General features: G+C 51.5%; 12 protein-coding genes and 1 other RNA gene. 11 read left to right on the top strand and 2 right to left on the bottom strand.

Annotation, left to right across the window (positions count from 1 at the left end; genetic code table 11):
* Positions 1 to 113: 113 nt before the first annotated feature.
* The 7 genes from rnr (at position 114) to EL26_RS14530 (ending at position 9,992) form a co-directional block, all read left to right on the top strand.
* Positions 114 to 2,573: a ribonuclease R gene (gene rnr / locus EL26_RS14555; protein ID WP_052036408.1), complete on the top strand. Its 2,460-nt coding sequence runs from the start codon at positions 114 to 116 to the stop codon at positions 2,571 to 2,573.
* A gap of 84 nt (positions 2,574 to 2,657) precedes the next feature.
* A complete protein-coding gene (gene smpB / locus EL26_RS14550; RefSeq protein ID WP_038090314.1) occupies positions 2,658 to 3,131 on the top strand; it encodes an SsrA-binding protein SmpB in 474 nt (157 codons plus the stop codon).
* A 63-nt stretch (positions 3,132 to 3,194) separates the two neighbouring features.
* Positions 3,195 to 3,565: a transfer-messenger RNA gene (ssrA, locus tag EL26_RS24625) on the top strand.
* A 99-nt stretch (positions 3,566 to 3,664) separates the two neighbouring features.
* Positions 3,665 to 4,900 carry an AAA family ATPase gene (locus EL26_RS14545; RefSeq protein ID WP_038090313.1) on the top strand — a complete coding sequence of 412 codons (1,236 nt, stop codon included), beginning with the start codon at positions 3,665 to 3,667 and terminating at the stop codon, positions 4,898 to 4,900.
* Positions 4,897 to 5,553, top strand: coding sequence for a retron system putative HNH endonuclease (locus EL26_RS14540; protein ID WP_038090311.1), 657 nt, complete (start codon positions 4,897 to 4,899; stop codon positions 5,551 to 5,553). The genes EL26_RS14545 and EL26_RS14540 overlap by 4 nt, the downstream gene beginning before the upstream one ends.
* Positions 5,554 to 5,678: 125 nt before the next feature.
* A complete protein-coding gene (locus tag EL26_RS14535) occupies positions 5,679 to 7,682 on the top strand; it encodes a site-specific DNA-methyltransferase (RefSeq protein WP_038090310.1) in 2,004 nt (667 codons plus the stop codon).
* 3 nt (positions 7,683 to 7,685) lie between these two features.
* A complete protein-coding gene (locus EL26_RS14530; RefSeq protein ID WP_038090308.1) occupies positions 7,686 to 9,992 on the top strand; it encodes a DEAD/DEAH box helicase family protein in 2,307 nt (768 codons plus the stop codon).
* A 271-nt stretch (positions 9,993 to 10,263) separates the two neighbouring features.
* On the opposite strand, the gene EL26_RS14525 is transcribed toward EL26_RS14530, so the two are convergent.
* Positions 10,264 to 10,848: a Uma2 family endonuclease gene (locus EL26_RS14525; RefSeq protein WP_038090299.1), complete on the bottom strand. Its 585-nt coding sequence runs from the start codon at positions 10,846 to 10,848 to the stop codon at positions 10,264 to 10,266.
* Positions 10,849 to 11,243: 395 nt separating this feature from the next.
* Positions 11,244 to 11,702 (bottom strand): VOC family protein, encoded by a 459-nt coding sequence (locus tag EL26_RS14520; protein WP_038090297.1) that lies wholly within the window; start codon positions 11,700 to 11,702, stop codon positions 11,244 to 11,246.
* 178 nt (positions 11,703 to 11,880) lie between these two features.
* Here EL26_RS14520 and EL26_RS24990 point away from each other — a divergent pair, with 178 nt between their 5' ends.
* The 4 genes from EL26_RS24990 to EL26_RS14500 all read left to right on the top strand — a co-directional run bounded on the left by EL26_RS24990 (position 11,881) and on the right by EL26_RS14500 (position 13,970).
* Positions 11,881 to 12,603: a hypothetical protein gene (locus EL26_RS24990; RefSeq protein ID WP_152559273.1), complete on the top strand. Its 723-nt coding sequence runs from the start codon at positions 11,881 to 11,883 to the stop codon at positions 12,601 to 12,603.
* A 12-nt stretch (positions 12,604 to 12,615) separates the two neighbouring features.
* Entirely contained in the window at positions 12,616 to 13,089 is a 474-nt protein-coding gene (locus EL26_RS14510) for a hypothetical protein (protein ID WP_038090293.1), read from the top strand.
* A 10-nt stretch (positions 13,090 to 13,099) separates the two neighbouring features.
* Positions 13,100 to 13,588 carry a hypothetical protein gene (locus tag EL26_RS14505; RefSeq protein ID WP_038090291.1) on the top strand — a complete coding sequence of 163 codons (489 nt, stop codon included), beginning with the start codon at positions 13,100 to 13,102 and terminating at the stop codon, positions 13,586 to 13,588.
* Between the two features lie 157 nt (positions 13,589 to 13,745).
* Positions 13,746 to 13,970, top strand: a complete 225-nt coding sequence (locus EL26_RS14500) for a FeoA family protein (protein WP_038090285.1) — start codon at positions 13,746 to 13,748, stop codon at positions 13,968 to 13,970.
* Positions 13,971 to 13,978 lie beyond the last annotated feature (8 nt).

Genomic DNA, 13,978 nt, shown 5'->3' with positions numbered 1-13,978 from the left:
TAGAGAGGCATGGTATACTTGGGACAAGGGGCATTTTATGGAAACATGCCCCCTTTTGTTTAGCATTCGATTTGCAGGAGATACTAGAGCAAAACGCAAAAGGGGGGACCAGCGTGCTAACAGAACAACACATCCTCGATTTGATGCGCGGTCTTGAATATAAGCCGATGAACGCGGAAGAGATGGAAGCGTACTTCGACTTGCAATCCGAAGAAGAAACCGAATCGCTGCTTCAACTCCTCAACATCATGGAGGAGGACGGCAAAGTCGTCCAAACCCGCAGCGCCGCATACGGGGTTCCGGAAAAAATGAACCTCGTCGTCGGCCGCATGCAGGGCAAATCGCGGGGCTTCGGCTTCGTGATTCCGGAAGATCCGGTGAAGTGGGATAAGGACGTGTTTATCGCGGCGGGGGATATGAACGGCGCGATGCACGGCGACCGGGTCATCGCCCGCGTCAACCGCAAAGGCAACGGCCCTCGCCAAGAGGGCGAGATCATCCGCATCTTGGAGCGCGCGACCAAAACGGTCGTCGGCACCATCACCACGATGACCAAGCGGTACGCGTTCGTCTCACCGGACGACAAGCGACTGGGCCAAGACATCTTCCTCGCGGAAGAGGACTTCGCCGGCGTCCAAGAAGGGCAGAAAGTCGTCGTCGAGATCATCGCCTATCCCGAGGGCTGGCGCAATCCGCAAGGCCGCGTGTTGGAGATTCTCGGCAACCCGGACGATCCGGGTGTCGACATCCTCTCCGTCATCCGCAAATACGGCCTGCCGGAAGAATTCCCGCAAGAAGTGCTGGAAGCGGCCAACGACATTCCGGATCTCATCACCGAGCGCGACCTCGTCGGTCGCCGCGACTTGCGCGACGAAGTGATCGTCACCATCGACGGCGAAGATGCGAAGGACTTGGACGACGCGGTGCATGTCAAGAAGCTCGACAACGGCAACTGGTTGCTCGGCGTTCACATCGCGGACGTGTCGTACTACGTTACGGAGGGCTCTCCGCTCGACCAAGAAGCGTACAAGCGCGGGACTTCCGTCTACCTCGTCGACCGCGTCATTCCGATGCTGCCGCACCGTCTTTCCAACGGCATCTGCTCGTTGAACCCGCAGGTGGACCGTTTGACGATGAGTTGCGAGATGGAATTCTCGCCGTCGTTGGAGCTGGTGCGCCATGACATCTTCACGTCGGTGATCAAGACCACGGAGCGCATGACGTACAACAACGTCTACAAACTGCTCTCCGGGGAAGCGGACGAAGAGCTGTTGAAGCGCTACGAGAAGCTGATTCCGATGTTCAAGGACATGGAAGAGCTGGCGATGAAACTCCGCCATCGTCGTTTCGACCGCGGGGCGATCGACTTTGACTTCCAAGAGACGAAGGTCATCGTCGACCGCGAAACCGGCAAAGTCGTGGACATCAAGAAGCGCGAGCACACCGTCGCCGAGAAGATCATCGAGGAATTCATGCTGGCGGCGAACGAAACCGTCTCCGAGCACTTCTACTGGCTGCAAGTGCCGTTCCTGTACCGGATTCACGAAGAGCCGGATTCGGAGCGTCTGCAAGGCTTCAACGAGTTCGTGCACAACTTCGGGTACCACCTGAAGATCGGCAACGGCAAGAGCGTGCATCCGAAGGCGCTGCAAGAGCTGTTGGAGAAAGTCAAGGGCGAGCCGGAGGAGCGGATCATCAACACCGTGCTGCTGCGTTCCTTGAAGCAAGCGAAGTACTCGTATGACCCGGTCGGGCACTTCGGGTTGGCGGCGACGTACTACTCGCACTTCACTTCGCCGATCCGCCGTTATCCGGACTTGCAGATTCATCGCATCATCCGCGACGTGATCAACAACGGCGGCAAACTGACCGAAGAGCGCCATGAGCGACTGGCGGCGATCATGCCGGAAGTGGGACGCCATACTTCCGAGCGCGAGCGTGTGGCGGTCGATGCCGAGCGCGAGACGGACGACATCAAGAAAGTGGAGTTCATGCTCGACAAAGTCGGCGAAGTGTTCGACGGCATCGTCAGCGGCGTCACTTCGTTCGGGATGTTCGTGGAGCTCGACAACTCGATTGAAGGCATGATCCACGTCTCCTACATGGACGACGACTACTACAACTTCAACGAGAAGCAATACTGCCTCGTCGGAGAGCGTTCGGGCAAAGTGTACCGCATCGGCGACCCGGTGCGCGTGAAGTGCATGGGCGCGAACAAACTGGACCGCACGATCGACTTCCAACTGTTGCGCAACGCCAAGGACCACGAGCGTCGCCGCACGATGGAGAACGAGCAGAAGGTCAAGCAGAAGAAAGAAAAGCGTCAAACCTTCGGGAAGAAGCGCAGCGAAACGGCGAAACCGGCTGCTTCGCAAAAACGCAAAGGCGGCGGTGGTGCTGGCGGCGCAGGTGCCGCAGGTGCCGCAGGTGCCGCAGGTGCCGCAGGTGCCGCAGGTGCCGCAGGCAGCAATGCCGGGGCTGGCAACGGCGGACGCACGCCGAAGGAATTGGGCGATCTCAAACAAGTGATTGCGAAGGCCAAACGCAACAAGAAGAGAAGAAATGCTCGCTAAACGCGGGCATTTTTTCCTTCTCTTGGGTTGACTAGAGGTACGTGTCAGTGTATGATATTTGGAACAAGAGGAGGTGCAGACCCTATGGCGACCAAGGCGGAAGAACCGAAAGTATTGGCCCAGAACCGCAAAGCGAATCATGACTATTTTATTGAAGACACGATCGAGGCGGGGATTGTCTTGACGGGCACGGAGATCAAGTCGGTGCGCCAGGGCAAAGCGAACCTCAAGGACAGTTTCGCGCGGATCTCGAATGGAGAAGCGTGGCTGTCGAACATGCACATCTCGCCGTTTGAGCAAGGCAACCGGTTCAACGTCGACCCGACGCGCACGCGCAAGTTGTTGTTGCATCGCGGACAGATCGACAAGTTGTTTGGTCAGATGAAGGAGAAGGGCTACGCGTTGGTGCCGCTCAAGATCTACGTGCGCAACGGCTACGCGAAAGTGTTGTTGGGCTTGGCGAAGGGCAAGAAGAACTACGACAAGCGGCAAGACTTGGCGAAGAAGGACGCGCAACGGGACATTCAGCGGGCGTTGCGTGAGAGGCAGAAGTACTAGGAAGTACCACCGCTTTTCGAGCGGATGTTGTGGTATACTAAGGGTGTACCGCTTCTCTTACATGGGGGCGTTTTTGGATTCGACGGGGATTGTTCGAGCATGTTAGTAGCGAGTCGTGGGGTTGCGAGGCCACGTTAAAAACGCGAACCTAAAGTAAACGCTAAGAAACAATCTTTCAACAACTCTTTCGCGTTCGCAGCTTAGTCTGTGAATCCGTTCAGCTCTCTGTCTCTCGCGTAGCGGGTTGAACGTCACTTTAGCGGGATAGTCGAAGGGATCGTCCGTGGCCCTCCGATGAAACTGTAACGGGCTGGTTGAAGGGAAGCGTGTCGCTCCGCGTCCCCGATACGACAACCCAATAGAGACGACTACACTCGTAGAAGCTCATGTAGCGAGGTCTTCGGACAGGGGTTCGACTCCCCTCGCCTCCACCAAATATGAAAAAGGGAGCATAAATGCGCAAAATTGCCATTTTATGCTCCCTTTTTTGATACTATACTACTACTAGTAGTATTGATGCGGGAGTGACAGCCGTGAAAATCACAAGATTACATATCAAAAACTATCGTAGATTTCGGGATTTAGAGTTGCAGTTGAATGGAGAGAGCGTAGTTCTGTTTGGCGAGAACGGGGCAGGAAAGTCTAGTGTTTTAGAAGCAACTTCGGCAGTTTTATCACGTATGGTTAGACATCTAACCCATGCAACCTTACGCGGTATAGAAGTAAAGGACGTGCGTTTGGGAGCCGATGTAGCGAGTGTGGATGTGGAAGTGGAACACTCCAATACAGAGTATAGTTGGGATACCATTTGCAAAATTCATGTTCTCAAGACACGCCAAAATTCTATTTCGATCAAACTTGGGCATGAAATACTTCGTCATTTAAAGCAGGGAGAGTATAATTTACCAATCGTCGTTTCTTACTCGGTTAATCGAGCCGTAGAAGACACTCCGCTTGACCTAAATGAAAAGAGGCAATTCAGCCAACTGTCTACTTACGATAACTCACTTACCAGCGGTACAGACTTCCGTGTCTTCTTCGAATGGTATCGATACCGTGAAGACCTTGAAAACGAAACAAAAGTCCAAACCAAGCAACTCGAGTACCAAGATATCCAATTACACGCCGTACGTACTGCGATCGAATCTTTCCTCCCTGGGTTTCACAACCTCAGAGTGATACGAAATCCACTGCAACTCGCAATCGACAAAGCCGGTCAAACACTCGAAGTCAACCAATTATCCGACGGCGAGAAGTGCTTGTTTGCCATGATTGGTGATCTGGCAAGACGGTTGGCTCTGGCAAATCCAAGCTTACCAAACCCATTGCTTGGCGAAGGGGTTTGTCTCATCGACGAAATCGAGTTGCATTTGCATCCTGAATGGCAACGAGAAGTCATCCCGAGATTGCGAACCACCTTCCCGAACGTCCAATTTATCATCAGCACGCACTCCCCTCAAGTATTAGGGGAAGTGAAAGATATGAACATCCTCAAACTCGAAGTAGTGGAAGAAGGCGTGACGGTAACGCCGCTGCCGAGCTTTTTTGGCAAAGACAGCAACCGCATCTTGGAAGATGCCTTCGACAGTTCGTTACGCAATCGAGCTATCAAACAACAAATCAGTGAACTGTTTCAAGCGATTGTGGAGGAGCAATGGGAGCAAGTGAAAACCCTCCATCAAGGTCTTGTGGACCAAGTCGGGCACGACGAACCGGAACTCGTAAAAGCAGATGTCTTAATCCGCCGAAAACGGAGCTTGGGAAGATGAAATATATCCAAAAACGGACGGAACCCCAAGAATTTGTGGACTGGAAGACTGATTTCCCAAGTTGGAACGATGGACGCGCCGCTAACTATGACGACCTCCAAAACCCCCTCAAAAACCAAGTCAAACAATCGTTGATCGAAGAACAAGGCAAGATCTGTTGTTACTGCGGGATGCGTATCGACGCAAGAAACACCCACATCGAGCATCTAAAACCGCAGCAACACTGTACGCCCGAGGAGAGTGTTGACTACCACAACATCGTCGCATCTTGCGAAGGGGAGAACAAAAAAGTCCATTGCGGGCATAACAAGCACAATTGGCACGACGAGGCCTTGTTTGTCTCCCCCTTACACGAAAACTGTGCAGCTCACTTTGTGTACACCTACGACGGAAAAATTCTCCCCTGCGAAGATTCCGAACTTGTACCTAAAGCGCGGGAGACGATTTTTCAATTAGGATTGGACAGCGAGAAGCTCAACGCATTGCGTCGTGTAGCTTGGGAGCCGATTTTGTATCTCGAAGACCTGACGATCGCAGACATTGACGCCTATCTTCAGGCTTGTGATACCCCTAATGATCAGGGTGAATTTCCTGAGTACGCGGCAGCCGTACAATCCATTCTTCAAGTGGAAAAAAGAAAAATGCTCTCATGAACTTCAAACAACCCTATCTCCACAAGCGGAGAAGGGGTTGTTTTCTTTTTGTTTACTCAAAAAAGGAATTTGTGTAGAATGAGATTACACAATAGGATAATTGAGAATGGAAAGGTGGTGTCTCCATGAACCCTTCTGTAGACCTTGAAAAACTTGAACGGGACGACCTTCTCAACATCGTCCGGGATTTCCTGAACTCCAACGGAATAGCCTTGCAATTCTCCGGTAAGAGAATGATTCAACAGATCCAAAAGAAAGTCCGTCCTCGTGTCACACGAGTCGTACGCGAACTATGCGTAGGTCCGGAAGACCAACAAGCACGCAATCTGCTCATCGAAGGCGAAAACCTGCAAGCGATGGTTACGCTTTACAAATATCGGGGTCAGGTTGATTTGATCGTCACCGACCCCCCGTACAACACAGGGCAGTTTTTTCGATACAACGACCGCTGGGATGAAGATCCCAACGACCCGGACTTGGGCGATATCGTCTCGCTCGAAGACGGCTCGCGGCATACCAAGTGGATGAAGGCGATGATGCCGCGCTTGAACATGATGAAAGCCATGCTCAAGCCCAACGGGGTCATCGCCGTCTGCATTGACGACAACGAATTGTTCCACCTCGGCATGATGATGGACGAAGTGTTTGGTGAACAAAACCGGATCGCCATCATCAACTGGCAGAAATCCTACGCGCCCAAGAACGACAGCAAGCATGTCTCCTCCGCGACGGAGTATGTGCTAGTCTACGCCCGCGACAAGGAGCAAGCGAAGACAGGCTTGCTCTCCCGCGATGAGGCGATGAACGCCAAATACAAAAACCCGGATCAAGACCCCGAGGGTCCTTGGAAGACCAACGGCGACCCGACGGTCGCGACGCCGGCCGCCAAGGATCGGTACGCCATTCAGTCTCCGTTCACGGGAGCCCTTCATTATCCAGGCGCCCGCGCTTGGTCGAATCCGAAGAAAAAAATGAAAGAATGGCTGGAAGCTTGGGGCAGTTCGTACGTCGAACGCGATCTGGGGGACGGACGCCCGAAAGCGTTGGTGCTCAAAAACGCACCGGTCCCCCGCGTGCCTTCCGACCAAAACCTTGACAACAACCCGGTCGTCGAAGCGACAGAACAACTGGAGGACACGGTACTTGCAGCGGCACGGCAAGCAGCAGAAGCGATTCGGGATCATGAAGTGTGGCCGATGTTGTACTTCTCCTCTAACGGTCAGGGCCGGCCCGCGATCAAGCGCTATCTGAAGCATGTCAAACAGGGCAAAATCCCATTGACCTACTGGGCGGACGAAGAGTACGAAGACCCGGAGGCTCTGGGTGTGCAATCATGGGATCATGAAGAGTCTGGACACAGCCAAATCGGCATCAATGAACTTGATACGATCCTGGGCAAGGGACATCAATTCCAGACGGTCAAGCCGCTGAAACTGATGAAGAAAATCATCCAACTCTGGTGTCCGCCAAACGGTCTTGTGCTTGATCCGTACGCAGGGTCTGGAACAACCGCGCACGCAGTTCTGGAACTCAACTACGAGACGGGATCAGACCGCCGGTTTATCTTGATTGAACAGGGAAGTCCCGAACAAGGGGATGCTTATGCGCGAAGTCTCACGCACGAACGAGTGCGTCGCGCCATTACGGGTCAGCGCCCTTCGTCGAACGGGTCCTTGGAAGCGACCGCTCTGCCTCTCCCCGGCGGGTTTGAATTTCGGCAACTGCTAAATCGAATCGACGCGGCTGCCGTCCTCTCGATGAAGAAGGACGAACTGGTCGATGTTGTCATCACCTCTCATTGGGAGAGCGAACGACGCAATTCCTCGAACTTAATCCGACTTGATGCGGAGGGGTATCGCTACCTAATCGGAAAAAACGACATGGGCGAGGGTTATTTCCTCATCTGGGAAGAGCATGGCGCAGTCGGACAACTGGACATGGAAACGTACGCGGTGATTCACGAAGAGGCGAGACGCGCCGGATTGCATCCGCCCTTTCACGTGTACGCTCGCTATGAAATTTTCCAATCACGAAGTGTCCGTTTTTATAAAATTCCGGACAAGATTTTGTCTCATCTGGGTCTGAACGAGCACAGCGATCCGTTTCATGAGGAAGAGGAGGGTGTGTAAGGCGTGGAATTGAAACCTTTTCAACTTCGTGCGTCCACTCAGATTGCGGAACGGTTCCTCGAATATCTGAACGCGCCGTTGTTTGTTACGGCAACGAAGCGAGTTCCTTTTTATCAGAACTTGTCTGCCCTTACTGGAAGCGGCAAAACCGTGGTGCTCGCAGATGCGATGGAGCAAATTCGAAGCCGCTTGCCGGTGGAACCGATCGTGTTATGGTTGTCCAAGGGGAAGGTCGTGGTGTGGCAAACCTATGCCAACTTATCGGCAGGCAAGTATGCGTCCCTGTTGAACGGGTATCGAACCAAACCGCTGTTGGAATGCAAGCAGGCCGATATCGAACAGGCGGACCGAGGGTTGATGCTTGTCGCTACCGTCGGGAAGTTTAACCAGCGGGACAAAGAACAGAGTGACCGGAAAGTCTACCAAGTTGATCTCGACTATGCAGACCATTCGCTTTGGGAACTGTTAAAAAAGCGCGAGACGGAGGACGGAAAACGGCGGCCCTTTCTCATCGTGTATGATGAAGGGCACAACCTCTCGAATCAGCAGACCGAGCTGTTGTTGGAACTGGAGCCGGACGTCATCCTTGCAGCCAGTGCGACGACGCGCATCCCGGAAGTGTTGGAGCGGATCATCAACCGTTTGAAACAGGACAAGGGCTGGAAGAGTTCCGACCTTGTGACTTCCATCCCAAGTTCTGCTGTTGTAGAAGCGGGGTTGGTCAAACAACATGTCTTGCTTGGCGGGTATATGACCCCCATGGAAGCTGCCGTAAACGACATGTTTGAGCAAATGGAGAAATTGCAAGGCTTGGCGGCACAACTCGAGTTGCCGATACAACCCAAGGCGATCTATGTCAGCAACACGAACCTGACAAGCACAGGTGAGAAAGAGGACAGCATGCGGCCGTTTCAGGAGCGGACGGCCCGTCCGATTCTCATCTGGCGCCACCTCGTTGGAAATTTGAACGTTGACCCGAGAGATATCGCGGTCTACTGCAATCTAAAATTTCATGCGAATTATCCGCCGCCTGCAAACTTCCGACTGTTTGCAGGAGGAGAGGCGGATTACGATACGTTTTCGGCCGGGAACTACCGCCATATTATTTTTAATTTGTCTCTGCAAGAAGGTTGGGATGATCCGGATTGCTACTTGGCCTATATAGACAAAGACATGGGGTCGAAAGATCAGATCACGCAGGTGATCGGGCGTGTGCTGCGCCAGCCGGGAGCGCGCCATTATCCACACCCGGAGTTGAATACCGCCCATTTTTATATTCGAACGGATGAAAAAAGTGTCTTTGAAGAGGTTCTGAGTGAAGTCAAGGCGCAAATTGCCGCAGAATCCCCCGATGTCAGTTTAATTGTCTACAAGAGTGATTCGGGGAAAGCGGCAAAACCTGCTTTGGCGGCGAAGAAAACTCGGTTCTTGCCGGAGATCTCCGTCAATTCGGCAGAGGCGATCTTGCCGATTCGTCGGATTACCGACAACATCCATGATTATCGAAACGACCCTGTCAATACGGTGGGACGGGGCAGCCAAATCAAAGTGTTGCAGACAATCGGCCGTGGAGAAGAGAGACGTCGTGAATGGGTGGAAGTGGAACACAGCAATTTGGTGACGGCGCGTTGGATGTTCGTACGGGAGTTGCAAAAGTACCATTGGCAAGCGGTCCATGTGTGCGATATCGAGGACCCGAAGTTTGACGCGCGGATTGAACATAACAGTCCGGCGGCGAATCGTTTGCGGGAATCGGCGGAGCGTGTTGCGCAAACGTACTGTGAATATTCAACCGTTGTGCAAAACCACTTGGCTTTCTGGCGGGTTGGAGATGTCGTTGTGGACCCGCGTGATCGGGTGGACTTTAAAAATGCGTTGCATGATGGGTATTCGACTTTAAATACGTTGGAAAAAAAGTTTGCCTTCGCCCTTGACGAAACAGGTCATGATTGGATGCGCAATCCTGCCAAAGGCGGTCTGGAAATTCCCTTGCTTGACAGCGGCAAGACGAAATCCTGGAATCCGGATTTCATCGTCTGGGTAGATGATCTGGAAATTGTGGCGATCGACACCAAGGGAGATCATTTAATCCTGGAAGACTCCGCACGCAAGCTGTTTGACCTCGCTTCGTTTGGGGAAGGACCTAAACTGAAGGTCAGATTGGTGACGGAGGGGGAATGGAATTCTTATGTTGATAAAGTTGGCGTGCATGGGTACACCGTTTGGGGGTTGAAGCGGGGAAAAGTGCTTCCTATGTACTGTCACACATTAGAGGAGGCTGTGAGGGTTTGTTCGGAGGTTTCGTACTAAAGACAACCATCCGGGCAAATTTGGCTCATGGCTCAACCGTGATGATTCATGTGAAATGTAAGGAGAGGCTCTCGTCGATGCAGGAGATTTTTACAGATGCGTGATGTGGATTTTGTCGTCAGCGTCGCCACGGAAGCCAGCCATTCCACCATCAAAATACGTGCCGTGCTGGTGGAGGAGATGCTGCGGCTGATGAAACTGGACAACGGCCGCACCCAATGCCCCCGCATTAAGAAAAGCCAGTTCCGCATGAGGAACTGGCTTTTATCACCTAAAAATCAAACACGCTCTTCAACTCAATCTCGCAATCCTCGAAAATGCCAACCTTCAGGACGTCGTCCTTGCTATAGACACGAGCCACGATGTTCGTGGTTTGTTTTTCTTCTTGATTGTACACTTCAACGGTTTGGTTTAACGGGTCGATGATCCAATACTCTTTGACCCCAGCTGCACGATAGAGTCGCAGTTTTTCAGAGCGGTCTTTTTTGGCGGTGCTTGGAGACAGCACTTCAACGACGAGGTCAGGTGCGCCGACACAGCCTTTGCTGTCGAGTTTGTTTTTATCGCAAATGATGCTGATGTCCGGTTGGACATAGTCAATGATTTCCTCATCCGCTTTGTCCTCTGCAAACAATCGCACATCAAACGGCGCGACAAAAGATTTGCACGCTTTGCCCTTGAGATACTGATAAAACTCGCCGTGCAGGTTGCTGATCACGGTTTGATGCTCCGTTGACGGGGCTGGTGTCATGTTGAAGGGCACGCCCTCTATCAGTTCCCAACGATCTTGGTCTCCCCATGCGAGATATTCTGCATAGTTGGAGGGAGCTTTTTGATCATGATGTGGCAGAACCATGCGCCACGCCTCCTTCAGGTGGTAACGGTGAATCCATTATACTATGAGACGAGGGTTGCATGGAAATTCGAGCGAAACGGGGAGTGAGCAGTGTGTTGTACGTAAACATCGACTTTCCCACGAAAGGATTTACCTTTCACAGAAACAGCGAATGCCGATACGTCAGAAATCGAGCGGAGACTCCTTACAAGGGGCTCGATCAATTGAAGCGCGACGGCGGTTGGTTTGAGCATAATTCCTTGGAAGAAGCGCTCGAATGGCATAAAGCCCGGTATGCAATCTTTCCGGTCAAGGAGTGTTCTCGGTGTGCTCTAAAGTAGGCAGTCATGAGAAAGCACCTTTACTAATAAGAAAAAAAAGCATCAGCCCGCCCACTCGGCAGCCTGATGCTTTTTTTATTTCCGTGACTTCTTCCAATCGCTGAACAGCATCCGCACACCATCCGGCTCCATCGCGAAAGGCAACGTGCACATGATCTCCAAACTGTTCCCGTCCGGGTCGTCGAAGTACACGGAGGCATTGGCTTGATGCGGACGGACGGTCGGCTCCGTCGGTGGGTTCGGCTCAAAGCGGGCATCCTTTCTCGGTTGAATCCCGCGCTCCTGCAACCACGCAATCGCGTCTTCGATTTCCTCAAACTCACACCCAAACGCAAAATGCCGGAGCGACGGGTGATAGGGAGTCTCGACTTTCTCCGTCTCCCACAACCCGATCCAACTCTTCCCCTTCTCCACCCAAAAAAACGCCGTATCCTCATCCCGCCACGCCAATTCCAAATCCAACTTCTGATAAAACGCAATCGAACGCTCCAGATCGCCTACAGGCAAATGAGCTTCGTATAATCCACGAATCATTTCGTAAACACCTCCAACCTTATCATATAACAAAAAAAGGAAAAAGGAGAAGAGGGAAGTGCATGAAGAGTACGGTAAATCAATGTGTAATTATGATGAAATGATTTTTAAAATAAACTTGTAATAACATACTGTATATGATATATTTTCCAATAGTTCTAATCAAGGGAGGCTTATTATGCGATTTAAAATTTCAACGCTTGCGGTCATGGGTGTCTTGTCTTTGTTTGTGGCACAGTCTGCCAGTGCAAATGCTTTTGTTGGTGGTTATGATGACTGCTATCCTTCTGCAACGGACAGCGGGGTTACATCCATCTTTGCGAACATCAAGACTCCCAGCACATACCCTGTTGTCGGATCGAATTCAGGCTCCAGTGCTTGGGTCATGATTACAGGAAATGACTCGCATACGATCTATGCACAGGTGGGTTGGGAGAAAAGCTATGGAATTTCCAGCAAGCAAAATAATGCAGGTGATGGAGTTCATTATTTTTATGAAATCAACTACGGAGGCAGTGCTGACAATGATATTAAAGTATTCAACCCTGTTGGCCCAGATCAGGGAGTCACTCACGCCTACCGACTCTACAATGATGGCAAAGGAAATTTTGTTGGAACAGAAGATGGAGCTCAAATCGGCAGTTACTCTGCATTCAAAGGTACTGGTGTCACCTTCGCCGAGGAACTTAACGGTACAAACCAGTGGGCAGCTGCTTACCCGGGAAGTGCGTCCAGCCCTGCTGTCTTCGACAGCCTTCGCTATTTCTTCAACGGAACCACCTATTACTCTCCAGGCTTGTTCTGGGTAAATAATGCATACGGCGGGTCTGACAGGACGAATTACAAGTATGGTGTCGATGGTTCGAGTTCATATATCAAATTCTGGGATACTCGTTACTAACAGGAGGTTCTAATGAAAAAGCGTTACTGGTTTTCCGCGCTGATGGCTGTAGTTTTAACAGGTATTGTCACCGTTCAATCGGGGGCAACCCCTCAGACCGAGTTGAATCTTACGACTTTGAGTAAAATCCACATGCGGTTGGATGTTCCGCCGGGTCAAGCCAAGATGGATAAAAACGCAGTGCTTGAACAGATCAAAACCAAGTATGCGGATGCTACAAGTGAAAGTAAGCAGGTCAAAATCGAGTATCAACTGGTCACAAACCCAGACTTTACTGCCTTCACAACAAGTGCTCTGGAGAAAAATCCGGAACTAAAAGCTAAGGGCTATATGGAAAAATTTCCGGTCTACATCGTGACCTTCAAAGGAATTCATGAAGAAGGTCACGTTCCGTTAAACTACAAAGGTCAAACTCCCATCCATACTGAGATGAGTATCGTAGTGGATGCCCAAACCGGCGAAGAGTTAATGGGCTTCTCGCACTAATGGTTTGGGAATGAAAAAAATCTATTTGATCTTCGCGACCTTGGCGGTTTGTCTCGCGGTGGGCGGCATTGTTTTCTGGCAGGTTTTCTCCAAACCTGCTATGACCACCGAGCACGATATTTCGGGTTTTACCAAATCGGATACGAAGTTTGATTCTCCCGACCCACAATCTCCGCCTGCCTTTGATATTAAAGCCGCGTATAACCGCGCCATCAAGATGTACCCTCAAGCAGCGAAAGAGTGTTCTTCCGTCAATGTAGACTATCAACTGGTGACAACAACCAGCATGGAGGCTTTCTCTCCCGAAGCGCTTGAGAAAAATCCGAAGCTCAAAGCGGACGGGCATATGATCAAAACGCCTGCGTATTTAGTTACATTCAACGGGATCTACGACGAAGGTCATGGTGGCATTGGCGCCCCGCCTCCCGTTTTTACCAAGTTGACTATCTTACTTGACGCCAACTCGGGTGAGGAACTATTCGGAGTCGAACACAACTAAAAATCAAGCCCTCCTCGCCCCGCGCGTAAGGAGGGCTTTTTTTCTCCTCAAACGTTCACACCAAAATTTCCTCTAGACAACTGATGATGAGAAGCGTTATCATTGGAGTAACAGAAATACTGAGAACGATTTTCAACGTCAATGGAGGCGACGCGAGATGAGACTGAGCGAATGCAAGGAAGGGATCAAGGCTGTTGTGAAGGATCTTTTCATGAACGAATCGATCCGCAAACGGATGATGGACTTGGGACTTCTGCCGGGCACGGAAGTGTCTGTGGTCCGCAAGGCGCCGTTCGGCGGCCCGCTGGTCGTGCAATTTCGCGGGTATCAAATCTCGTTCCGCCTGTCCGAAGCCAAACAAATCGCAATCGAAGCTTGTTAGAAAGAAGT

This window comes from Tumebacillus flagellatus (assembly GCF_000714935.1).
Taxonomy (GTDB): domain Bacteria; phylum Bacillota; class Bacilli; order Tumebacillales; family Tumebacillaceae; genus Tumebacillus; species Tumebacillus flagellatus.
The sequence above is the reverse complement of the archived record's forward strand: the minus strand, read 5'-3'. Positions and strand labels throughout refer to the sequence as shown.

Coding starts and splice junctions, on each gene's coding strand:
- smpB (WP_038090314.1), top strand. CDS start 2,658: ATGGCGACCAAGGCGGAAGAACCGAAAGTATTGGCCCAGAACCGCAAA.
- EL26_RS14540 (WP_038090311.1), top strand. CDS start 4,897: ATGAAATATATCCAAAAACGGACGGAACCCCAAGAATTTGTGGACTGG.
- EL26_RS14535 (WP_038090310.1), top strand. CDS start 5,679: ATGAACCCTTCTGTAGACCTTGAAAAACTTGAACGGGACGACCTTCTC.
- EL26_RS14525 (WP_038090299.1), bottom strand. CDS start 10,848: ATGGTTCTGCCACATCATGATCAAAAAGCTCCCTCCAACTATGCAGAA.
- EL26_RS14520 (WP_038090297.1), bottom strand. CDS start 11,702: ATGATTCGTGGATTATACGAAGCTCATTTGCCTGTAGGCGATCTGGAG.
- EL26_RS24990 (WP_152559273.1), top strand. CDS start 11,881: ATGCGATTTAAAATTTCAACGCTTGCGGTCATGGGTGTCTTGTCTTTG.
- EL26_RS14510 (WP_038090293.1), top strand. CDS start 12,616: ATGAAAAAGCGTTACTGGTTTTCCGCGCTGATGGCTGTAGTTTTAACA.
- EL26_RS14505 (WP_038090291.1), top strand. CDS start 13,100: ATGAAAAAAATCTATTTGATCTTCGCGACCTTGGCGGTTTGTCTCGCG.
- EL26_RS14500 (WP_038090285.1), top strand. CDS start 13,746: ATGAGACTGAGCGAATGCAAGGAAGGGATCAAGGCTGTTGTGAAGGAT.